This window comes from Oceanimonas sp. GK1 (assembly GCF_000243075.1).
In the GTDB taxonomy this organism is placed as follows: Bacteria; Pseudomonadota; Gammaproteobacteria; order Enterobacterales; family Aeromonadaceae; genus Oceanimonas.
This window is the reverse complement of the sequence record NC_016745.1, coordinates 2,343,560-2,364,929: the sequence shown is the minus strand read 5'-3', so window position 1 is coordinate 2,364,929 and position 21,370 is coordinate 2,343,560. Positions and strand designations below refer to the sequence as shown.

Annotated in this window: 22 protein-coding genes and 1 other RNA gene; 16 read left to right on the top strand and 7 right to left on the bottom strand. The window is 61.9% G+C overall.

Annotated features, from left to right (window positions below; all coding sequences use genetic code 11):
- Positions 1 to 103 precede the first annotated feature (103 nt).
- Positions 104 to 1,768: an AMP-binding protein gene (locus tag GU3_RS11200; RefSeq protein WP_041543155.1), complete on the top strand. Its 1,665-nt coding sequence runs from the start codon at positions 104 to 106 to the stop codon at positions 1,766 to 1,768.
- A 147-nt stretch (positions 1,769 to 1,915) separates the two neighbouring features.
- Here the strand turns inward: GU3_RS11200 and GU3_RS11195 are convergent, their stop codons facing one another.
- Both GU3_RS11195 and GU3_RS11190 read right to left on the bottom strand, forming a co-directional pair.
- Entirely contained in the window at positions 1,916 to 2,839 is a 924-nt protein-coding gene (locus GU3_RS11195) for a LysR family transcriptional regulator (RefSeq protein ID WP_014292651.1), read from the bottom strand.
- Positions 2,840 to 2,892: 53 nt separating this feature from the next.
- Complete coding sequence (locus tag GU3_RS11190) at positions 2,893 to 3,585, bottom strand: DUF2982 domain-containing protein (RefSeq protein ID WP_014292650.1); 693 nt, start codon at positions 3,583 to 3,585, stop codon at positions 2,893 to 2,895.
- A gap of 56 nt (positions 3,586 to 3,641) precedes the next feature.
- Here GU3_RS11190 and nfsA point away from each other — a divergent pair, with 56 nt between their 5' ends.
- A complete protein-coding gene (gene nfsA / locus GU3_RS11185; protein ID WP_014292649.1) occupies positions 3,642 to 4,367 on the top strand; it encodes an oxygen-insensitive NADPH nitroreductase in 726 nt (241 codons plus the stop codon).
- Here the strand turns inward: nfsA and GU3_RS11180 are convergent.
- A complete protein-coding gene (locus tag GU3_RS11180; RefSeq protein WP_041543153.1) occupies positions 4,324 to 4,797 on the bottom strand; it encodes a universal stress protein in 474 nt (157 codons plus the stop codon). The two genes, nfsA and GU3_RS11180, sit on opposite strands and share 44 nt — an antisense overlap.
- A gap of 138 nt (positions 4,798 to 4,935) precedes the next feature.
- On the opposite strand from GU3_RS11180, the gene GU3_RS11175 reads away from it, so the two are divergent.
- The 4 genes from GU3_RS11175 (at position 4,936) to GU3_RS11165 (ending at position 6,530) form a co-directional block, all read left to right on the top strand.
- Positions 4,936 to 5,136 (top strand): hypothetical protein, encoded by a 201-nt coding sequence (locus GU3_RS11175; protein WP_014292647.1) that lies wholly within the window; start codon positions 4,936 to 4,938, stop codon positions 5,134 to 5,136.
- 80 nt (positions 5,137 to 5,216) lie between these two features.
- Positions 5,217 to 5,342: a TIGR02808 family protein gene (locus GU3_RS16815; protein ID WP_237711137.1), complete on the top strand. Its 126-nt coding sequence runs from the start codon at positions 5,217 to 5,219 to the stop codon at positions 5,340 to 5,342.
- A gap of 409 nt (positions 5,343 to 5,751) precedes the next feature.
- The gene (gene sixA / locus GU3_RS11170) at positions 5,752 to 6,264 is read left to right on the top strand and encodes a phosphohistidine phosphatase SixA (RefSeq protein ID WP_050899371.1); all 513 of its coding nucleotides are present in this window, start codon (positions 5,752 to 5,754) and stop codon (positions 6,262 to 6,264) included.
- 53 nt (positions 6,265 to 6,317) lie between these two features.
- Complete coding sequence (locus tag GU3_RS11165; RefSeq protein ID WP_014292644.1) at positions 6,318 to 6,530, top strand: DUF1107 domain-containing protein; 213 nt, start codon at positions 6,318 to 6,320, stop codon at positions 6,528 to 6,530.
- Between the two features lie 56 nt (positions 6,531 to 6,586).
- On the opposite strand, the gene smrB is transcribed toward GU3_RS11165, so the two are convergent.
- Positions 6,587 to 7,108, bottom strand: coding sequence for an endonuclease SmrB (gene smrB, locus GU3_RS11160; protein WP_014292643.1), 522 nt, complete (start codon positions 7,106 to 7,108; stop codon positions 6,587 to 6,589).
- Between the two features lie 49 nt (positions 7,109 to 7,157).
- Here smrB and prmB point away from each other — a divergent pair, with 49 nt between their 5' ends.
- The 5 genes from prmB to GU3_RS11135 all read left to right on the top strand — a co-directional run bounded on the left by prmB (position 7,158) and on the right by GU3_RS11135 (position 11,244).
- The gene (gene prmB, locus GU3_RS11155; RefSeq protein ID WP_014292642.1) at positions 7,158 to 8,078 is read left to right on the top strand and encodes a 50S ribosomal protein L3 N(5)-glutamine methyltransferase; all 921 of its coding nucleotides are present in this window, start codon (positions 7,158 to 7,160) and stop codon (positions 8,076 to 8,078) included.
- A 25-nt stretch (positions 8,079 to 8,103) separates the two neighbouring features.
- On the top strand, positions 8,104 to 9,189 hold the full coding sequence (gene aroC, locus GU3_RS11150) for a chorismate synthase (RefSeq protein ID WP_014292641.1): 1,086 nt from the start codon (positions 8,104 to 8,106) through the stop codon (positions 9,187 to 9,189).
- A 106-nt stretch (positions 9,190 to 9,295) separates the two neighbouring features.
- Positions 9,296 to 9,820: an elongation factor P hydroxylase gene (locus GU3_RS11145; protein WP_014292640.1), complete on the top strand. Its 525-nt coding sequence runs from the start codon at positions 9,296 to 9,298 to the stop codon at positions 9,818 to 9,820.
- A 9-nt stretch (positions 9,821 to 9,829) separates the two neighbouring features.
- On the top strand, positions 9,830 to 10,963 hold the full coding sequence (locus GU3_RS11140) for an ATP-NAD kinase family protein (RefSeq protein WP_014292639.1): 1,134 nt from the start codon (positions 9,830 to 9,832) through the stop codon (positions 10,961 to 10,963).
- Complete coding sequence (locus GU3_RS11135; RefSeq protein ID WP_014292638.1) at positions 10,960 to 11,244, top strand: YfcL family protein; 285 nt, start codon at positions 10,960 to 10,962, stop codon at positions 11,242 to 11,244. The genes GU3_RS11140 and GU3_RS11135 overlap by 4 nt, the downstream gene beginning before the upstream one ends.
- Before the next feature lie 73 nt (positions 11,245 to 11,317).
- On the opposite strand, the gene cysN is transcribed toward GU3_RS11135, so the two are convergent.
- A complete protein-coding gene (gene cysN, locus GU3_RS11130; protein WP_014292637.1) occupies positions 11,318 to 13,240 on the bottom strand; it encodes a sulfate adenylyltransferase subunit CysN in 1,923 nt (640 codons plus the stop codon).
- On the bottom strand, positions 13,240 to 14,139 hold the full coding sequence (gene cysD, locus GU3_RS11125) for a sulfate adenylyltransferase subunit CysD (RefSeq protein ID WP_014292636.1): 900 nt from the start codon (positions 14,137 to 14,139) through the stop codon (positions 13,240 to 13,242). The genes cysN and cysD overlap by 1 nt, the downstream gene beginning before the upstream one ends.
- 120 nt (positions 14,140 to 14,259) lie before the next feature.
- Between cysD and GU3_RS11120 the strand changes: the two genes are divergently transcribed.
- On the top strand, positions 14,260 to 15,987 hold the full coding sequence (locus GU3_RS11120) for an SLC13 family permease (protein ID WP_041543151.1): 1,728 nt from the start codon (positions 14,260 to 14,262) through the stop codon (positions 15,985 to 15,987).
- A gap of 154 nt (positions 15,988 to 16,141) precedes the next feature.
- Positions 16,142 to 16,239, top strand: an RNA gene (gene ffs, locus GU3_RS16810) — signal recognition particle sRNA small type.
- Positions 16,240 to 16,481: 242 nt separating this feature from the next.
- Here ffs and GU3_RS11115 read toward each other — a convergent pair.
- Complete coding sequence (locus GU3_RS11115) at positions 16,482 to 16,811, bottom strand: glutathione S-transferase N-terminal domain-containing protein (protein WP_014292634.1); 330 nt, start codon at positions 16,809 to 16,811, stop codon at positions 16,482 to 16,484.
- 184 nt (positions 16,812 to 16,995) lie between these two features.
- Between GU3_RS11115 and GU3_RS11110 the strand changes: the two genes are divergently transcribed.
- Genes GU3_RS11110 through GU3_RS11100 form a run of 3 tightly spaced genes read left to right on the top strand, consistent with a single transcriptional unit; the run spans position 16,996 to position 21,325 of the window.
- Positions 16,996 to 17,673, top strand: a complete 678-nt coding sequence (locus tag GU3_RS11110; protein ID WP_014292633.1) for an ABC transporter ATP-binding protein — start codon at positions 16,996 to 16,998, stop codon at positions 17,671 to 17,673.
- A complete protein-coding gene (locus GU3_RS11105; RefSeq protein ID WP_014292632.1) occupies positions 17,670 to 20,168 on the top strand; it encodes an FtsX-like permease family protein in 2,499 nt (832 codons plus the stop codon). The genes GU3_RS11110 and GU3_RS11105 overlap by 4 nt, the downstream gene beginning before the upstream one ends.
- The gene (locus tag GU3_RS11100; RefSeq protein ID WP_014292631.1) at positions 20,165 to 21,325 is read left to right on the top strand and encodes a lipocalin-like domain-containing protein; all 1,161 of its coding nucleotides are present in this window, start codon (positions 20,165 to 20,167) and stop codon (positions 21,323 to 21,325) included. Before GU3_RS11105 ends, GU3_RS11100 begins: the two co-directional genes overlap by 4 nt.
- The last annotated feature ends 45 nt before the right edge of the window (positions 21,326 to 21,370 follow it).

Sequence of the window (21,370 nt, the reverse complement as noted above, 5' to 3'; positions counted from 1 at the left end):
GCCGGTTTTTTCAACGCTATCAGTGACCTGGCGATATAAAGGCTGTCGCCTGGAAAAATGTTTGCAATACTTGGTGCAGTGGTTCGCCTGAACAAGGACTGTTATGACTACTTCTGCCCGTACACTGCCATTGCAAATGTTGTATCACTGGGCCGAGCAGCGCCCGAAGGAGATTTACCTGCGTCAGCGCAGGGAGGATCACTGGCATGATCACAGCTGGGGTTCGGTGCTGGAGATGGCCGCCCGGCTGGTGTCGGGGCTGCGCCGGCTTGGCCTGAAGCCGGGAGACAAGGTTGCCCTGCTGTCAAAGAACTGCGCCGAGTGGTTTATCTGTGATTTTGCCCTGCAGATGGGGGGGTACATCAGCGTGCCCATTTACCCCACCGCCGGGGCCGATACCGTGCGCTATGTGCTGGAGCACAGCGAAAGCCGGGCGCTGTTTATCGGCAAACTGGACGATCCGGCGGCCCAGGAGCCGGGCATTCCCGACGGGCTGATTCGCCTGGCCATGCCCTACGCCACCCCGGTGGAAACACACCATCACTGGGACAGCCTGCTGGTATACGAGCCCATGGCAGAACGGCCGGTACCCGAGCCCGACACCCTGATGACCCTGGTCTACACCTCGGGCAGCACCGGCCAGCCCAAGGGGGTGATGATCACCCATGGCGCCTATGCCGCCGCCTGCCGGGGCATTCTGGAAACCACCGGGCTCAACGCCGCAGACAGGGCCTTTTCCTACCTGCCGCTGGCCCATATTACCGAACGGGTCTACGTGCTGGGCGCCAGCCTCTACGCCGGCACCCTGGTGGGGTTTGCCCACAGCCTGCCGACCTTTGTTGACGACGTGAAAACCATTTCCCCCACGGTGTTTATCTCGGTACCCAGGCTGTGGACCAATTTCCGCAGCGGCATTCTGGAAAAGGTGCCCGAGTCCAGACTGAAGCTGTTGCTGCGTATTCCGCTGCTGTCGGGTCTGGTCAAGAAAAAAATCAGGGCCGGCCTGGGCCTTGATCAGGCGCGCATTCTCGGCTGCGGATCGGCGCCGGTGTCGCCGTCGCTGCTGCGCTGGTACGAACGGCTCGACATGCCCATTACCGAGGCCTGGGGCATGACCGAGAACCTGGCCTATTCCACGCTCAATTATCCGTTTCGCTCCGACAAAATCGGCACCGTGGGCAAGGCCGGTGCCGGGGTGGAAATCCGCATTGCCGACGACGGCGAAATACTGTGCCGCTGCGCCGGCATGATGCAGGGCTATTACAAGAACAAGGAAGCCACCGAGAAGACGCTGCGCGAGGGCTGGCTGCACACCGGCGATCAGGGCCGACTGGACGACGAAGGCTACCTGACCATTACCGGCCGGCTCAAGGACGCTTTCAAGACTGCCAAGGGCAAGTATGTGCTTCCTGTGCCTATTGAATCCATGTTGATTGAAAACAGCCTGATCGAGCAGGTGTGTGTGGTGGGGAGCGGCCAGGCCCAGCCCATGGCCCTGGTGCAACTGGCGGAAGGCGGTGCCGGTCAGGGCCGGGAGCAGGTGACAAGCGCCCTGTCGGAAACGCTGGGGCACATCAACCGCGGCCTGGAAAGCCATCAGCGACTGGGCGGCATACTGGTCATGAAAGAAGCCTGGACGGTGGAAAACGACATTCTGACGCCCACCCTCAAGATCAAGCGCCACTTGCTGGAGCAGCAATATGGGGATCTGGATCAACGCTGGCCCAAGGAGCAGGTGATTGTCTGGGAGCAGGATCTGGCAGAATGATTATTGCAAAAATGGAATAATCACATATTTCGTTTTGCAAAATAACGACTAATTAACACAGAGGGCCTGTGTTACCTTGTGCTCAAAGCTTACTTAGTATCTTTTGTTAGTGGAGTCGGGCAGGAATACTGCCCATTTTTTTGCCCGCTATTCCTGCTTTCCTTCCCCCATTGTGACCCAGGTTGATGCCAGCCGGCTGCGCATGTGCTGATCGATAAACTCGATAAAGGTATTTAGCCGCACCGGGGCCAGCTCCCGGTTGTGATAGACCATGTGAAAGGGCCGCTTGCCGCCCAGCCAGCCCGGCAACACCGGCTGCAATAACCCCGCTTCGGTGTAATGGGCCACATAATGGCGGGGCACGTTCACGATGCCCAGGCTGCGCAGGGCGGCCTTGACCGCCGCCTGCATCTGGTTCACCGACAGTCGCGGTACCGGCTTCAGGTGAAAGCGCCGGCCCTGGCTGTCGGTCAGCTGCCAGTTGCGATGAGGCCAGCACTGAATGATGTGGTGCTGATCCAGCTCTTCCGGGCTGTGCAGCTCGCCCTTTTGGGCCAGATAGCGGGGGGCGGCGAACAGGCCGTATTGCACCTCGCCCAACTGGCGGGAGCGCAGGCTGGAGTCGGGCAGTTCGCCACTGAAAAACACCACATCCAGATCCGTATCCAGCAGGCTGGTATAGTCGTTGCTTTGCAACAGTTCGATGCGAATTTGCGGATATTGCAGGCAGAACTCGGTGATGCCGTCCATCAGAAAAGTGTTGGAGATGGCGATGGGGGCCGCCACCTTGATAAGGCCACTCATGGTCTGGCTCTGGCCCTGAATGTCGCCGGTCACCTGCTCCATCTCGCTGAGCAGCGGATTGAGCCGTTCATAGTAACGCCGGCCTTCTTCGGTCAGCTGCAGTTTGCGGGTGGTACGGCTCAGCAACTTGCAGCCCAGCGCCTGCTCCAGGGCGGAGATACGCCGGCTCAGGGTGGCGGTGGGCATGCCCAGCCGGGCGGCGGCATGGGAAAAACCGCCCTGTTGTACAACCTTGACGAAAAGAGAAAGGGCGTCGAGATGTTTCATGGCGGTGTCGGTCAGGGATAAACAGAAGCTCCATTGTGCCCATTTCAGGCGGCTCAGGAAAGGGCCCCAACCCCCTGGGCAAGGTAATGACGCAGCAATTGCACAAAGTCGGGTGTGTCCCTGTCCAGGTTGGACTCGTGCACCAGCAGATCATAGCCGTAAAGCTCGCGCAGGTGGCTCATGCGGTGTCCCAGCATGGCCGCCAGGCCCCGGTAGTGGTGGCCGCCGGCAGAGCGGTAGTGATTGTCCTCAATCAGCCAGTCGTGCAGTCGGGCACGGTCGATGGCGCCAAAACGCACCCCCATTGCCAGCAGCGGGCGTTGCTCGGTCAGCAGGTGCACAATCAGCCGGGGAGTCATCAGCGGCAGGAATTCGTCGTAATCCCGAATCTTGATGCCCACATAGGGCAGGGGCACCAGCTCCAGGCCACTGTTGACCCTGGGCTGATCAATGCGAACAATATTGCTCCAGTGCAGGCTCCAGCCGCCGATGCGGTGATGGAAGTGCAGGTTGTCTTCACTGAGGGAAAAACTGTATACCGGCTCACGCAGCTTGAGCAGCCCCAGCACCAGGGTGACCAGGCAGGTCAGCAACAAAAACATCAGCACCAGCTGACCACGATCACCGAGCCAGTAGAGCAGGGGCAGCAGCACCAGTATGCCGGCGGCGCCGGCCAGGCTCAGGGCCGGGCCGTGGCGGCGCGACATGGGTTCAATGTGCCGGGTTGGCTTCACGTGGCTTTCCATTCCCCGTTGGTTTCCTTAAGGTGATGATACACACAGACCGAGAACCAGAGGTAGAAATGACAAGCACCATCGAGGTGATGCGCCATCATAGATCCATTCGCAAATTTACCGATAAGGCCATCAGTACCAGTCAGTTAGCCGCCATCATGGCGGCCGCCCAGTCGGCGTCGAGCTCCAGCTTTTTACAGGCATCCAGCGTGGTGCGTATTACCGACAGAACCCTGCGCCAGCAAGTGATGGCCTTGTGCGGCGATCAGGCCTATGTGGCCGGCGCCGCCGAGTTCTGGGTGTTCTGTGCCGATTTTCATCGTCACCTGCACTGGGTACCCGAGGCCAAAACCGGGTTTGCCGAACAACTGCTGATCGGCGCCATCGACACCGCGCTGATGGGGCAGAACGCCATCACCGCCGCCGAATCACTGGGGTTGGGCGGGGTGTTTATCGGCGCGGTACGCAACCAGCCTCACGAACTGAGTGACTTGCTGGGACTGCCGCAGGGGGTGATCCCCCTGTTTGGCCTCTGTCTGGGGCATCCGGCTCAGGATCCCGAGCCCAAGCCGCGGCTGCCGTCATCCATGGTGTTTATGGAAAACCGCTACCAGGCCGAGCCCGATGAGCAACAAATGACAGAATACGACGCCCGGGTGCGGCATTACTACCAGACCCGTACCGGCGGCAACAAGGACATGACCTGGACCGGGCAAATCGCCGCGACCCTGGCCAGGGAAGCGCGTCCCTTTATGCTGGATTTTTTGAAGCGCCAGGGGTTTTGTCTGCGGTAGTGGCATCCAGTTTGACCACCAGCAGATCGCAGTCACTGATATCGAGAAAACTGACGCTGTTGGAAAACAGGTGCCCCCAGAAGCGGTGATGAGGCCGGTGGCCGCAGATCAGCAAGTCGGCCCCGGTTTGCTTGACTGCCAGCCGCACCGCCTGGCGCACGTCGCCGCTGGGCAGGGACACACTCGCCACCTGTTGTTGGGCATCCTGCAACAGGCGCATCAGCTCGTGACCGCTTTCCAGGCGAAGCTTCATTTTCAGCTGACGCAAGTCCATGTTCAGGCTGCCGACGTATACACCACTCAGATCCGGCTCTACATGTACCAGGTGCAGCGCCGCCTGGTAACACTCGGCCAGATCCGCCGCCCGTTTGAGCAAGGGTTTTTCCCTGTGGTTAAGCTCCAGCGCGACCAGAATGTTGCGATAGGGCATAAGCGCCTCCTGGCTGACCGATGACACCGGCCGAATGGCCAGTGCAGGATACCTCAAAGCATAGAGCAAGGGTGCACCGCCATGGCCTGACATTCAACCGGGAAATTGTGTTAATATTCGCCACTCAGGAGGTTCACCATGTACGTTGCCCTTATGCTGCTGGCCCCGCTGTGCGGGCTGTTGTTTTATATTGCTGCCCTGCAAAGCGCGCTGCCCCCGCGCCGCTGGGCCATGCTGGGCTGTTTGTTTGGCCCGGCCGTGTTGCCCATGTTCATGGCGCGCCGCCGCTGGTCACTGCTGTGCGCCCGGGGGCTTCGTTACGCCCTGCTCAGGGCCTGATTGATCCTGCTCAACTCTGCCGGAGCAGGTATTGCTACACTCTCATGTACGGTGCTGTCTGGAGCTGAATTATGAGTGCAATGGAAAAACTCGTGTGGAACGTGCTGGGCTATGCGGCCATGCCGTTAATCTTTCTGTTTGGTTTTATCGCCGTGTCGGTGGCTGCCTGCCTGATCCTGATGTGGCTCGATAAACGCAAGGGATGACCCTTTGTTGACCGAGATCAAGCGGCGTCTGCGCCAATGCAGTAACCTTTCCCATGTTGACGCCACGTCAGCAGACTGAGCATCACCGGGGGGTGGTCTCAGATTCTGGTTTCTGTTCACTCGTTAGTATGTGATTTTCAACTGGCCGCTTTCGGCCAGTTTTTTTTTGAACGTCATCAAAGCGTCATTCGGCCGGGGCAGGATGTCCTCGCTTGCGTTTTAGCCAAACGCACCGATGGGCGAATGAATATTGTCATTGGAATGTTCTATATATGTTATAAGAGTGATAATGATATTGGGGATTCACCTGGCTGCATAAATAGTGAGCTGGATCCTTGAGCGACACTGGTCGCAGGGGTATGATGCCCGCCATTTTTTCAAGGCGGGTTCGCCTGAAGGTGAGGTGGAGATGAACATCTTTATCATGCGTCATGGTCAGGCTGCGCTACAGGCATCCAACGATGCGTTGAGGCCCTTAACCGAGCAGGGATGCGAGGAAGTATGCCTGATGGCGCAATGGCTGGCGCCACAGGTGCCGGCATTCGACAGGGTGCTGGTTAGTCCTTACGTTCGCAGCCAGCAAACCTGGCAGCAGTTGTCCCGTTTTATTGCGGGCTCCCGGGTGGAGTATTGCGACGAGCTGTTGCCCGACGCCGATGCCGACATCACCGCCAGCCTGTTACTGGCTTATGGCGGGCCGGAGCAGGACCAAAACCTGCTGGTGGTCAGCCACATGCCCCTGGTTGGTTTTCTGGTCGAAAGCCTGTGCCCGGGTACACTGGCACCGGTGTTCGTCACCGCCGGGGTAGCCAAAATTACCCTGGATAAGGGGCATGGCGGTCTGTTCAACTGGCTTGAAGGGCCACACAGCATTCGTCCCTATCATCCACGGCCCTGGCCGCTCTGCGGCTCCATGGGCTAAACAGCAAGTCAATAATAATACGAGCACAGATAAGAAGGCAGAGGTAAAAGAAAATGCGGATCTTTAACAAGTATCAGCCTTTGTTAATCGCAAAGTATGTGAAAACCTTTTTCAAGGGCAGGCTCTACATTCACGGTCGTGGTGCCTACAGCTACGCCCGGGGCGTGCTGATCATGCCCGAGCAGGCGGATGCCCGCCATCGTGAAACCGTCAGCGAAATCAACCGGCTGATCGGCCGGCTGAACACGCCGCAACCCGCCGCCTGAAAACCGCGGGAATTCGAATCATGACAAGGCCGGGCACTCGCCCGGTTTTTTGCGTTTTACAGCACGGTTTTCAGCAAGACCAGCAGGGCGGCATTGCCCCCCCATTCCCGGGTGGCCTGATGAAAGGCCAGCACCTGAGGATGCTGGGCCAGCCACATGGGCAGGCGTTGCTTGAGAATGTGCTTGCCATGGCCGTGCATGATGGACACGCAGTGCACGTTATTACGGCGGGCCGCCAGTAACAGGGCAGACAGCTCCTGCTTGGCTTCTTCCTGGGTCAGGCCGTGCAGGTCCAGAAACAGCTCGGGCACATGATCCCCCCGGCGCAGCCGCTTCAACTCAAAGGCCGAGGCTTCGTCGGCGCGAAAGCGGGTGGGCCCTTCCTGATCCAGCCAGGGTTCATACAGGTCGGAAAACGGATGGGCCTCGGCCCTGTCCTTGCGCTCGGTGGCCCGAATGGCTTTCACCTTGACCGGCGCCCGGCGCGGACTTATGGTATCCTGCTTCAATTTGCGGACACCCTTCATCGCTTCCATAAACAGCGTGTTGTCGTCTTCGGGAGAGGATGAGGCGGTCATGTTCGCTCAGTCAATCAAAAAACAGCCATTTTAACGAGGCGGAGGGGTTTTGGACACGCTTTTTAACGACGAGGCGCTCACCGAGCTGCACACCATGGGTGACTGGCTGCGCTTTGCCGCCAGCCGCTTTCAGCAGGCGGGCCTGTTTTACGGCCACGGTACCGACAACGCCTGGGACGATGCGGTGCAACTGGTGCTGCCGCTGTTGCACCTGCCCCTCGACTGCCCGCCCCAGGCCAGGGACGCCCGGTTGGTGCCCGCCGAGCGCCGCGTGCTGCTTGAGGCCATTCGTCGCCGGGTGGAAGAGCGCCTGCCCACCCCCTACATCACCCACACCGCCTGGTTTGCCGGCTACGAGTTTTATGTGGACGAGCGGGTATTGATCCCGCGCTCGCCCATCGCCGAGCTAATCGACACCCGCTTTGCGCCCTGGCTGGCCCATGAGCCGGCGCGCATCATGGACATGTGCACCGGCTCCGGCTGCATCGCCATTGCCCTGGCCCATGCCTTTCCCGAGGCGGAAGTGGATGCCCTCGACATTTCCCGCGATGCCCTCGACGTGGCCGAAATCAACATTCAGAACCACGGCCTGGAGCAGCAGGTGATCCCCATCGAGTCGGATCTGTTTTCGGCGCTGCCCCTCGGCGACAAGTACGATCTGATCGTGGCCAACCCGCCCTATGTGGACGAGGAAGACATGAGTGATCTGCCCGAGGAGTTCCGGCATGAGCCCGAGCTGGCGCTGGCCTCGGGGGCCGACGGTCTCGACTTTACCCGCCGTTTGCTGGCCCAGGCCTGTGACTTTCTCACCGACGATGGTGTGCTGGTGGTGGAAGTGGGCAACAGCCAAATCCACATGGAATTCGCTTTTCCCGAGCTGCCGCTGTCGTGGGTGGAGTTCGAACAGGGTGGCCATGGCGTGTTCGTGATCAGCCGGCGGGATCTGCTGCCGCATAAAGACCAGTTTTAATCATTACGTTGTAAGGAAAACATTCATGGCAGGGAACAGTATAGGAACCCTCTTTCGCGTCTCCACCTTTGGCGAAAGCCACGGCCTGGCCCTGGGGGCGGTGGTCGACGGGGTACCGCCGGGGGTGGCGCTGACCGAGGCGGATCTGCAGCAGGATCTCGATCGCCGCAAGCCCGGCACCTCGCGCTTTACCACCCAGCGGCGGGAAGCGGACGAGGTCAAAATTCTGAGCGGTGTATTTGAAGGCAAGACCACAGGTACCGCCATTGGCCTGCTGATTGAAAATACCGATCAGCGCTCCAAGGACTACTCTGCCATCAAGGACGTGTTCCGTCCGGGCCACGCCGATTACACCTATCACCAGAAATACGGTATTCGCGACTACCGGGGTGGCGGCCGCTCTTCGGCCCGGGAAACCGCCATGCGGGTGGCCGCCGGTGCCATCGCCAAGAAGGTGCTGGCCCAGTTCGGTGTGTCCATTTATGCCCACCTGACCCAGCTTGGGCCCATCAGAGCCGAGGCCTTTGACCGCCGCATTATCGAAACCAACCCCTTCTTTTTTGCCGATGCCGGCAAGCTGGAGGCGCTGGATGAGTACATGCGCGAGCTGAAAAAGGAAGGCAATTCCATTGGCGCCAAAATCCAGGTGGTGGCCACCGGGGTGCCCGTGGGCCTGGGGGAGCCGGTGTTTGACCGCCTCGACGCCGACATCGCCCATGCCCTGATGGGCATCAACGCGGTCAAGGGTGTGGAGATCGGTGACGGCTTTGACGTGGTTGAGCAAAAGGGCTCCGAGCACCGTGACGAGCTGACGCCGGACGGCTTTGCCAGCAACCATGCCGGCGGCATTCTGGGCGGCATTTCCAGCGGCCAGGACATTGTCGCCAGCATTGCGCTCAAGCCCACCTCCAGCATCATGGTGCCGGGCAAGACCATCGACAAGGACGGCAACGCCACCGAAATGGTGACCCGGGGCCGCCACGATCCCTGCGTGGGCATTCGTGCCGTGCCCATTGCCGAGGCCATGATGGCCATTGTGCTGCTGGATCACCTGTTACTGAACCGGGCCCAGAACGCCGGTGTGCACACCGGAACCCCGCAGTTGCGCTGAGTCTTCAGGGGCCTGGCCAATGCCGGGCCCATTTTGAGCGCGAAGCCCCCTTGTTTGCCCGCGGCCAACGGGTAGAATAGCGGCCCAACGGAGGGCCGCCATTATTATGTCGTTTTGTTACCGGGACTTGATCTCCCTGTTTGATCACACCTTCTTTGCTTCCCATAACACCCGTCTTGAGCTGGGCGACGACGAGCCCATCTACCTGCCGGCCGATGATACGGTGGCGTATCATCGCATTGTGTTTGCCCACGGTTTTTTCGCCAGCGCCCTGCACGAGGTGGCACACTGGTTGCTGGCCGGTGAAGCTCGCCGGCAGTTGCCGGATTACGGCTACTGGTACCATCCCGACGGTCGCGACGCCGAGACCCAGGCGGCATTCGAAGCGGTGGAGGTCAAGCCCCAGGCCATTGAGTGGGCGCTGTCGGCCAGTTGCGGTTTTCCCTTTAACGTTAGCTGCGACAACCTCAACGGCACCGTCGAGCCGGACCGGCACGCCTTTCGTGCCCGAGTGCGGGAGCAGGCGCTTTCCTACCTCGACACCGGTTTTCCGCCCCGGGCGCAGACCTTCATGGCCGAGTTGCAACGGCATTACCAGCGGCCGCCGCTCAGCACCACTGACTTTGTTTAAGGAGCACCCATGTTCAGGATCGGACTGATTATCAACCCCCTGGCCGGCCTTGGGGGCAGTGTCGCCTTGAAGGGCAGTGACGGTCTGGCCGCCGAGGCCCTGGCCCGGGGGGCCGAGCCCCGCGCCCGGCAGCGCAGTGGCCTGGCCCTGGCCGAGCTGAGTGCACTGAAAGACCGGTTTTGCATCTACACCGTGGCCGGCGACATGGGGGAAAGCCTGTGCCGGGAGCTGGGGCTGCCCTTTGAGGTGTGCCACCAGCCGGGCCAGCCCACCACCGCCGCCGATACGCAGGCCGCGGTGGCCAGCCTGGTGGCGCAGGGCATTGATCTGTTGCTGTTTGCCGGCGGCGACGGCACCGCCCGGGATATCTGTGCCGTGGCCCCCGAGCAGTTGTGTGTGCTCGGTATTCCCGCCGGGGTGAAAATTCACTCCGGGGTGTACGGCGTCACCCCCGCCGGTACCGGCCGGTTGCTGGCCAAACTGGTGCGGGGCGAGCCGGTCAGCCTGGTGGCAGCGGACGTGATGGACATTGATGAGTCCGCCTTTCGCGAGGGCCGGGTGCGCGCCCGCCGTTACGGTGAAATGCTTATTCCCGGTGAGCTCAGCTATGTGCAGGCGGTGAAGGTGGCCGGCAAGGAATCCGCAGAGCTGGTGCTCACCGACATCGCCGACGAGGTGATCGAGCGCATGGAGGAGGAAGACGACTGTTACTTCATCATGGGCTCGGGCAGCACGGTGGCGGCGGTGATGGAGCGGCTGGGGCTCGACAACACCCTGCTGGGGGTGGATCTGGTTTATCAAAAACAACTCATTGCCTCGGATCTGGATGCCCAGGGCCTGTATGAATACATCAGGGACAAAAACTGCAAGCTGGTGATCACCCTGATCGGGGGCCAGGGCCATGTATTTGGCCGTGGCAATCAGCAGCTTAGCCCTGCGGTGATCCGCGCCGTGGGGCGTGACAATATCTGGCTGCTGGCGACCAAGTCCAAGCTCAGCTCGCTGAACGGGCGCCCGCTGCGAGTCGACACCAATGATCCCGCCCTGGACCGCGAACTTGGCGGCCTGATGCGGGTGATCACTGGCTACCATGATGAAGTGCTGGTACGGGTGGCAAACCCGGAATACGAGGCAAATGAATGAACATTTTTGAATTTGAACAACGGCTGCTGAATGAAATCGATAGCAAGGTGGCCGATGCCACGCCGGATCAGCTGTTCGCCGGTGGCTACCTGCGCGGACACATTACCCTGGCGGTGGCGCAAAGCGAGATCGCCGGTCGCAATCATCTGCGTGACGTCAAGGCGCGGGTGAAAACCAGCCTCAACCAGGCCATTCTGAGCGGCGAGCTGAACGACGACGATCAGAAACTGGTGCTGAATTACTGGCATGAACTGCTGGCCAAGGCCGAAGCCGGGGCCTGAGACACCCGAGTCCAAGTGCAAATAAAAAAAGCCGGCTCAATAAGCCGGCTTTTTGCTTTCAGCGGGGCAGGGGTCAGATAGACCAGTCGCCGCCGTTGATCATGCCTTTTTCCTTCAGCAGCTCGATCACCGCATCCGCCGCTTCGTCGGCACTCAACTGAGTGGTGTCGAGGCGGATTTCCGGGTTCTCCGGCTGCTCGTAGGCCGAGTCGATGCCGGTGAAGTTCTTCAGCTCGCCGCGACGGGCCTTCTTGTACAGTCCCTTCACGTCGCGCTCTTCCGCCACGTTGAGCGGGGTGTCCACGTGCACTTCAATGAACTCGCCGTCTTCCAGCAGTTCCCGGGCCAGGCGGCGCTCGGCGCGGAACGGCGAGATAAAGGCGGTGAGCACCAGCAGGCCGGCGTCGACCATCAGCTTCGACACTTCCGCCACCCGGCGAATGTTTTCCACCCGGTCGGCGTCGGTGAAGCCCAAATCCTTGTTCAGGCCGTGGCGCACGTTGTCACCGTCCAGCAGGTAGGTGTGGTTCCCTTGAGCGTGCAGTTTTTTCTCCACCAGGTTGGCGATGGTGGACTTGCCGGCACCGGACAGGCCAGTGAACCACAGCACCGCCGGTTTCTGGCCCTTGGCGAGGGCGCGGGCTTCCTTGTTGACATCCACGTGCTGCATGTGAATGTTCTGGCTGCGGCGCAGGGCAAAGTGCAGCATGCCGGCGGCGACCGTGTTGTTGGACAGGCGGTCGATCAGAATGAAGCCGCCGGTGTCTTTGTTGCTCTGGTAGTCATCAAAGGCGATGGCCCGGTCCAGGCTGAGGTTACACACCGCGATGCCGTTCAAGTCCAGCTTCTTGGCGGCCACGTGCTCCAGGGTGTTGACGTTGACCTGGTACTTGATGTCGGTGATGGTGGCGGTCACCGTCTTGGTGCCGATCTTCAGCAGGTAGGGGCGGCCGGGCAGCAGGGCGTCTTCGTGCATCCACACCAGGGTGGTCTCGAACTGATCGGCGGTTTCCACCGGCGCGTCGGCGGCGGAGATAATGTCGCCGCGGGAGATGTCGATCTCGTCCGCCAGGGTCAGGGTCACCGACTGGCCGGCCACGGCCTGTGCCAGATCGCCGCCGTGCACCACGATGCGGTCCACGGTGCTTTCCTTGCCCGAGGGCAGTACCCGAATGCGATCACCGGGCTTGACCACGCCGCTGGCGATGGTGCCGGCGAAGCCGCGAAAGTCCAGGTTGGGGCGGTTGACCCACTGCACCGGCAGGCGGAAGGGGGCGCGCTGCATGCGGGTGTCGTCCACTTCCACGGTTTCCAGGTAGCCCATCAGGGTGGTGCCGTGGTACCAGGGCATGTTCGGGCTGGGCTCGACGATGTTGTCGCCCTTGAACGCCGACATCGGAATGTAGGTGATGTTTTCAAGATCGAGCTGCTCGGCGAACTGGGCGTAGTCTTCCCGAATGCGGTTGAAGGTGTCTTCCGCGTAATCCACCAGGTCCATCTTGTTGATGGCCACCACCACCTGGCGAATACCCAGCAGCGACATCAGGTAGCTGTGGCGGCGGGTCTGGGTGAGGATGCCCTTGCGCGCGTCCACCATCAGAATGGCGGCATCGGCGGTGGAAGCACCGGTCACCATGTTGCGGGTGTACTGCTCGTGCCCGGGGGTGTCGGCCACGATGAACTTGCGCTTGTCGGTGGAGAAGAAGCGGTAGGCCACGTCGATGGTGATGCCCTGCTCCCGCTCGGCGGCCAGGCCGTCCACCAGCAGGGCGAAGTCGATCTCTTCCCCCTGGGTGCCGTATTTCTTGGAGTCGGCTTCCATGGCGGCGAGCTGATCTTCAAACAGCATTTTGGATTCGAACAGCAGGCGGCCGATCAGGGTGCTTTTGCCGTCGTCCACGCTGCCGCAGGTGATAAAGCGCAGCAGGCTCTTCTGTTCGTGTTGTTGCAGGTATTGCTCGATATCGGAAGCAATCAGATCGGATTGGTGCGCCATCAGAAGTAACCCTCTTGTTTTTTCTTTTCCATGGATGCGGCGGAGTCGTGGTCGATCATGCGGCCCTGACGCTCCGAGGTCTTGGTCAGCAGCATCTCCTGAATAATGGCGGGCAGGGTGTCGGCCTCGGACTCCACGGCACCGGTGAGCGGGTAGCAGCCGAGGGTACGGAACCGCACGTGCTTCATCATCGGCACTTCGCCGTCTTTCAGCGGCATGCGCTCGTCATCCACCATGATGAGGGTGCCGTCGCGCTCCACCACCGGGCGCTGGGCCGCGTAGTACAGGGGCACGATGGGAATGTTCTCGAGGTGAATGTATTGCCAGATGTCGAGCTCGGTCCAGTTGGACAGCGGGAACACGCGAATAGACTCGCCCTTGTGCTTGCGGGCGTTGTACTGCTTCCACAGCTCGGGACGCTGGTTTTTCGGGTCCCAGCGGTGCTGGGCGGTGCGGAAGGAGAAAATGCGCTCCTTGGCCCGGGACTTTTCCTCGTCGCGGCGGGCACCGCCAAAGGCGGCGTCGAAACCGTACTTGTCCAGCGCCTGCTTCAGGCCCTCGGTCTTGGTGATGTCGGTATGAATGGCGGAGCCGTGGGTGAAGGGGTTGATGTCCTTCTCGATGGCTTCCGGGTTGACGTGCACCAGCAGCTCCATGCCGAGCTTCTTGGCCATGTGGTCGCGGAACTCGTACATTTCGCGGAACTTCCAGCGGGTGTCCACATGCAGCAGCGGAAAGGGCGGCACCGAGGGGTAGAACGCCTTCATCGCCAGGTGCAGCATGACGGCGCTGTCCTTGCCAATGGAATAGAGCATGACCGGGTTGTCGGCCTCGGCCACCACTTCCCGCATGATGTGAATACTTTCGGCTTCCAGCCGTTGCAGGTGCGTCAGATTCATAGGGATACTGTTCTCGCCTTTGGATTATGCTAATAACAAAATGTTATAGATATTCTGTGTATCCAGTCTATTTGATATATGCGTACAATGATAGTCCTGCTAAAGAGCGAGTGGTTATATATGTCAGCATATTTGGTATTAGCATCGATTGGCGCCTTGCTGCTGCTGCTGATCCACGGCCGTATCAAGCCGGCCGTGCTGTTCAGCAGCTGGGCGGTTGGCTACGTGATTCTGGGGGTGGTGGATGAGCAGGCCATGCTGTCGAGCTTTGCCAATCCGGCCCTGATCACCCTGCTGGTGCTGATGCTGGTGTCGTTGGCACTGGAACGCTCGCCGCTGCTGGAGCGGCTGTCCGACACTCTGCTGCGGGGGCAGGAATGGCGCGCCAGCCTGCGCCTGATGGGACTGACCGCCGGGCTCTCGGCCTTTCTGAACAACACCGCCGTGGTGGGCTCTTTACTCGGCGTGATTTCCCGCCAGCGCCATATTCCCGCCTCGCGGCTGCTGATCCCGCTGTCGTTCGCCTCCATTCTCGGGGGCATTACCACCCTGATCGGTACCTCCACCAACCTGGTGGTGAACTCCTTTGTGGTCAACGCCGGCCTGCCGGCACTGGGCATGTTTCAGTTTACCCTGGTGGGGCTGCCGGTAGCGCTGCTGTGCCTGCTGGGGCTGCTGGTCAGCCGGCGATGGCTGCCTGCCCATGGCATACAGGGGCAGGAAAGCGTTCAGCCCTATTTCCTGGAAGCCCGGCTGGAAGCGGGCTCGCCACTCATTGGTCACAGCATTGAGGAAAACGGCCTGCGCCGGCTCAACGGCCTGTTTCTGCTGGAAATTGCCCGCAACGACCGGCTGATAAGCCCGGTGTCGCCGGATGAAGTACTGGAAGCGGACGACGTGCTGGTGTTTACCGGCGAGGTGGAAAAGGTGCAGGCCTTGCAGCAGTTTGCCGGCCTGCAGCTGTTCGGCAACGGAGTAGACCGGCTGCTGGCGTCCAACCTGGTGGAGGTGGTGATCGCCAACGAGTCGGAGCTGGCCAACCGCACCCTGCAGGAAGTGGACTTTCGCACCATGTTCAACGCCGGCGTGGTGGGCATTCGCCGGGGCCGGCGCCGGCTTTACGGCACCCTTGGCAAGATTCCGCTGAGGGTAGGGGACAGCCTGCTGCTGGCGGTGGGGCCCGACTTCAAGCAGCACCGCAACCTGGATCGCAACTTTCACCTGCTCAGCAACAGCCTGCAACGGCCCAAACTGAGTGCCCGCCAGAGCCTGTTTGCCTTCAGCGGCTTTGGCCTGGTCATCGGCCTGGCGGCGCTGGGGCTGGTGCCGCTGCTGAACGGTCTGCTGCTGCTGCTGGCGGCGCTGTTGCTGAGCCGTATTCTCACCCTGTCGGAGTTGCGCCGGCGCTTTCCCTTTGAACTGCTGATGGTGATAGGCTCGGCGCTCACCGTGGCCAACGCACTGGAAAGCTCGGGCGCCGCCCAGCTGGTGGCCGATGCCATGCGCGGTTTTTTCAACGGTTATGGTGTGTATGGCGCCTTTGTGGGGGTGTATCTCATCACCCTGATGCTGACCGAAACCGTCACCAACAACGCCGCCGCCGCCCTGGTCTTTCCCATCGGCCTGTCTACCGCCCATGGCTTTGGGGTAGACCCCATGCCCTTTATCATGGCGGTGGCGTTTGGCGCCAGCGCCTGTTTTCTGGTGCCCTTTGGTTACCAGACCCACCTGATGGTGTACTCGCCGGGGCGTTACCGAGTGATGGACTACATTCGTACCGGCCTGCCCATCAGCCTGCTTTACAGTGCGGGCGTGCTGGTGCTGGTGCCGCTGTTTTTTCCGTTTTAAAGCAAGCAGAGCCCGACCCTGAATTAAAAAGCAGCCAACAAGAGATTAAAGTCGTTTTTGTAGTAAATAAACGAACAATAATTCCGCAGTTGATTCACAAACGGTTGCAATGAAAGCCCGGTTTGCTAGACTGGCGGCGCTTCGATGGTGGCCCCGTTGGTCCTCCCGCATCGAAACCTTGTCTACCTGGTCAGGCCCGGAAGGGAGCAGCCACGGCGAGGAGCTTCGAGTGCCGGGATGTGGCTGGCGGGCGCCACCTCCAATTTTGAATATATCTCCCTGATTTACCTCCTTTTTTGTTCCCTGGTTCAGACGCCAACGTTCCCGCATCGGTCTCGGTTTATTCTCTGCATCTCTGTACCTCTGCACCCTTATCGGTTGTCCGCGCCCTCGGCACTGAGGCGGACGAGCCGCGAGCGCCCCACCGGAAGATGTCATCACGTGGAGTGCAGGCTGCTCGCCTGCACGTTGCCGCACCGCAGTAATCGGTGATGTTAGCCAAAGCGCTGCTGCAGGTAGGCGATAATGTCGTTCGACTCATACATCCAGCGGGTTTCGCCGTTTTCCTCAATGCGCAGGCAGGGGGATTTTACCCGGCCGCCGCCGGCCATCAGCGCGTCCCTGTGCGGTGAGCCCGGGTTGACGTTGCGCTTTTCTATGGGCAGGTTCAGCTTGTGCATGGCCCGGCGCACCTTGATGCAGAACGGGCAGCGTGGCAGCTGATAGAGCGCCAGTTGCTGGCAGGCCTCAGCTACCTGTTGCTGATCTTGCGGCGATCGCTTCATTTTGGTGGGGCGGGTGAGCAGGTCGCCCACCTGAATCATGCCCCCAATTCCATTACGTAACCATTTTACCAGCATGTCGGTTTCCCCTTGAATGGTGAAAAAGGGGATTGTATCTGAAAGCGGGGTTTTTTTCGTAATGTCCGTCCGTGACCGATGAAGGCCAGGCACTCACGGGGTTCTGTGCCACTATCCTGTTATCACCAGCAATGGCAGGGAGTCCGCGATGCTTGAATTTCGCCATGTAAACAAGTGCTACACCACACCCCAAGGGGCGCTGAGCGTGCTGGATGGCGTGAGCCTGCACCTTGCTGCCGGCGAAAGCCTGGCACTGATGGGGGAGTCGGGCAGTGGCAAGTCGACCCTGCTGCACCTGGCGGCGGGGCTGGATGTGCCCGACCGGGGCGAGGTGATGATTGGCGGCGTGTCGCTGGCCGGGCTGAATGACGCGGGCCGGGCAGCCTTGAGGCGCAATACCCTGGGTCTGGTGTTTCAGCAGTTTCATCTGGTGGCCAGCCTGAACGTGGCCGATAACCTGCGCCTGCAGGCCCGGCTGGCGGGACGAGAAGATGCCGCCTGGTCGGCCTGGCTGCTGGCACGGCTGGGGCTGAGCGGGCGAGGGCATCACTATCCCGAGCAGCTCTCGGGCGGTCAGCAGCAGCGGCTGGCCATTGGCCGCGCGCTGGCGGTGCGCCCGCCCTTGCTGCTGGCCGATGAGCCCACCGGCAACCTGGATGAAGCCACCGCCGATGGGGTGCTGGCGCTGTTGCTGGAGCTGGTGGCCGAAAGCGGTAGCAGCCTGCTGATGGTGACCCACAGCCCCAAAATGGCCGCACCGCTGGATCGCCGGTTAACACTGCATCGCGGTCAGCTGCTGAGCGGCTCCGGGAGCGGGGCGTCATGAGCCTGATGATGGTCACGCTGACCACCCTGTTATCCCACTACCGGCGTCATCCCGGCCAGCTGGCCATGCTGCTGCTGGGGCTGTGGGTGGCGGGAGCTCTGTGGAGCGGAGTGCAGGCCATCAATGCCTCGGCACAAGAAAGTTATGCCCGGGCCGAGGCATTGCTGGGCAGCGGCTTTGACCGTCTGGAACGGGAAGACGGCCAGCCACTTACGTACCACGATTTTATTCGGCTGCGCCGGGCGGGCGTGCTGGTCTCGCCCCTGCTGGAGGGGGAGCTGGTGACCGAAGACGGCACGCGGCTCACGCTGGTGGGCATGGACCCACTCACGCTGCCGGCCGGGAGTATGCTGGCCCGTACCGGCGCGCAGGGACGGCTGCCGGATTTTCTCAGTCCGCCCTGGCAGACCCGCTTGGCGCCAGACACTCGAGCCCTGCTGGGAGATGATCCTCGGCTGGCGGATGGCACCGCGCTTCCTCCCCTGGTGGTGGCTCCCGCGCTGCCGCCCAATACCCTGGTGATGGATATGGCCATCGCCGCCCGGTTGCTGAAGGCCAACGATGGCATCACCGCCCTGGTGGGTGCCCGCCATGCCCTCACGGCGGCGCCCGCCGGATACCGGCTGGTGCGGGCCGATGCCCGGGGCGGCCCCGGTGAGCTGACCCAGAGCTTTCACCTTAATCTTACGGCCATGGCATTGCTGGCCCTGGTGGTGGGCCTGTTTATTGTGCAGGCGGCGCTGGGGCTGGCGCTGGAGCAGCGGCTGGGGCTGTTGCGCACCCTGCGCGCCCTGGGCGTGCCGGGCCGCACCCTGGTGGCCGTGCTGACGCTGGAACTGCTGTTGCTGGGGCTGCTGGGGGCGTTGGCAGGACTGATCAGCGGCCTGTGGCTGGCAAGCCGTATGCTGCCCGACGTGGCTGCCACCCTGCAAAGTCTTTATGGCGCCCATGTCGGCACCACCCTCCGTCTGCCCTGGCATTACTGGCTGGGCGGCATAGGAGTGCTCCTGGGCGGGTTGCTGGTTGCCGGCAGCGGCGTACTGTGGCGGGCCAGCCGCATGCCGCTGCTGGGGCTGGGGCAGTCTCAGGTGTGGCGGGCCGGCTTTCGACGCCAGCTGCGGGTGCAGAGTGGGCTGGGGACGGTGGCCGCCCTGCTGGCGCTGATGTGCTGGTTGTGGCTGTTGGCGTCGCCGGCGGGAGCCGGGTTGATTGCCGGTTTTGCACTGGTGGCGGCCATATTGCTGGCCGCCGCCCTCGGGCTGCCGCCATTGCTGGCCTGGCTGCTGACCGGGTTGCTCGGCGGATTATCACGTCTGGCGCGCAGCCGACCCCTTATCCAATGGGCCCTGGCCGATGTACAGCTGCAACTGCCCCGGCTGTCGCTGGCCATGATGGCCCTGCTGATGGCGCTGGCTGCCAATCTGGGCGTCAGCAGCATGGTCGGCGGTTTTCGCCTGACCTTCCTCGACTGGCTCGATCAGCGGCTGGTGGCAAGCCTTTACCTCAGGCCGCCGCCGGCACAATGGGAAGCCATTCATGCCTGGCTGGCCGAGCACGCTGGGGTCAAGGAGCGGCTGATCACCGCCAGTGCCCAGTCCCGGCTGATTGAAGTGAGCGCCGGCGGCAACACCCGGCGCCCGGATTTGCCGTTGCCGGTTTTTGGTATTACCCCGACGCCAACGCTGATGGCGGACTGGCCGCTGCTCGCCAGCCTGAATGGTCGATACGCCGCCTGGCAGGCGTTGCAGGATGGCCAGGCTTTTATCAATGAACAGCTGGCCCGGCGCGAAGGCATTGCCCTGGGCGACCGGCTGAGCCTGGCGGCCCCCGGCGGCGTTGAACCGGTAACCGTGGTGGGCATCTACCCGGATTACGGCAACCCTAAGGGGGAAGTGGTGCTGGCCACCCAGCGAGTACAACGGCTGTTCGGGGTCGCGCCGGTGGCCATCGGCATTGTGATGCAGTCCGGCGAGGCGGCCGAGCCGTTGCGCCGGCAGCTTGTGGCGCGCTTTCAGCTGACGCCGCACCAGTTGCAGGATCAGCGCGAGATCAAGGCCACGGCCACCGTTATTTTTGAGCGCACCTTCGCCATCACCCGGGCGCTGAATGTCCTGACCCTGGCAGTCGCGGCGCTGGCCCTGCTGGCCACCCTGCTGGCGCAGGCCGAAGCGTGGCGCCGGCGCATGGCGGCACTCTGGGCGCTGGGGGTGCCACTGGGACGGCTGCTTGCCATTCAGCTGGCTCAGCTGACCGGCGTGGCCCTGATCACCGGCCTGCTGGCCATTCCCCTGGGCATCGCCGTGACGGCCTGCCTAGTATGGGGCATCAATGTGGCGGCCTTTGGCTGGCGGCTGCCGCTGCACCTTTTTCCCGGCGAGATAACCCTGACCCTGGCCATCGCCGTACTGGTGGCCGGGCTGGCGGCGGCCCTGCCCATGTGGCGGCTGTGGCGTACGCCGCCCCGGGCCTTGCTGGCCGAAGAGGAAGGCCCATGATCACCCTGGGGCGTAGATTGATGGTCCTGGGCCTGCTGGTGCTGCTAAACGCCTGCGATGCCCCCCAGGAGACGAAGGCGAGCCGCAGCGATGCCGGCTTTGCCGGGCTGGGAGCATCCGCTGAGGGTTATGCCCAGGCTCGCCCCGGCATGTTGCTGCGCTTTCCTGAGGATCATGGCCCCCATCCGGACTTTCGTATTGAGTGGTGGTACCTCACCGCCAACCTGGAGGATAAGGACGGCGAGCCCCTGGGCATGCAGTGGACGCTGTTTCGTCAGGCACTGCAGCCCACCAGTGCCGGCACGGAGCCTGCCGGTCCCTGGGCGGTAAAGCAACTGTGGATGGCACACATGGCGTTGTCCCGGGGTGAGCAGCACCGAGTGGCGGAGCGTTTCGCCCGGGGCGCCGGCATGCCACCGTGGAACGGCAGCCAGCAGGCCGGGGTAACGGCACGGCCCTTTCGAGCCTGGCTGGATAACTGGCAACTGGCCAGTCTGGGCGCGAAAGGTGACGAGCTGGACTGGCTGCGGCTCACGGCTCAGGCCGAGGACGAGCAGGGTGACTTTGGTTATGAGCTGGAGCTGAAAGCCGAAGGCCCCTTGGTGCGCCACGGTGTTGGCGGCTTCAGCCAGAAATCCGCCGACGGCCAGGGCTCCCTGTATTACAGCCAGCCCTTTTACCGGGTGAGCGGCGAGGTGTGGCTTAATGGCCAACGGCTGGCGGTGAGCGGCCAGGCCTGGCTGGATCGGGAATGGAGCAGCCAGCTGCTGAGTGCCGGTCAACGCGGCTGGGACTGGTTCTCGCTGCACCTCGACAGTGGCGCCAAGGTGATGGTCTTTCGCCTGCGGGGAGGGAGCGACAATCACAGCGATTATCTGTCCGGCAGCTGGATCAGCCCGGACGGTGAGGTCACGCCGCTGAGCACAACAGCATTCACCCTTGAACCCAAGGCCCGCACCGGGGTGGCCGGCCGGCAGGTGCCGGTGCGCTGGCAACTCACCCTGCCGGAACAACAGCTGACGCTGAATATCAGCGCTCACCACCCTAACCGCTGGATGCCCACCTCCGTACCCTACTGGGAAGGGGCGGTCCGGGTGACCGATGCCGCCAGCGGTGCGCCCCGCGGTCAGGGCTATCTGGAAATGACCGGATACTGACCGGGTGACATCGTCACCCGGCCTCTATGAAAGGAATTGCGGGGA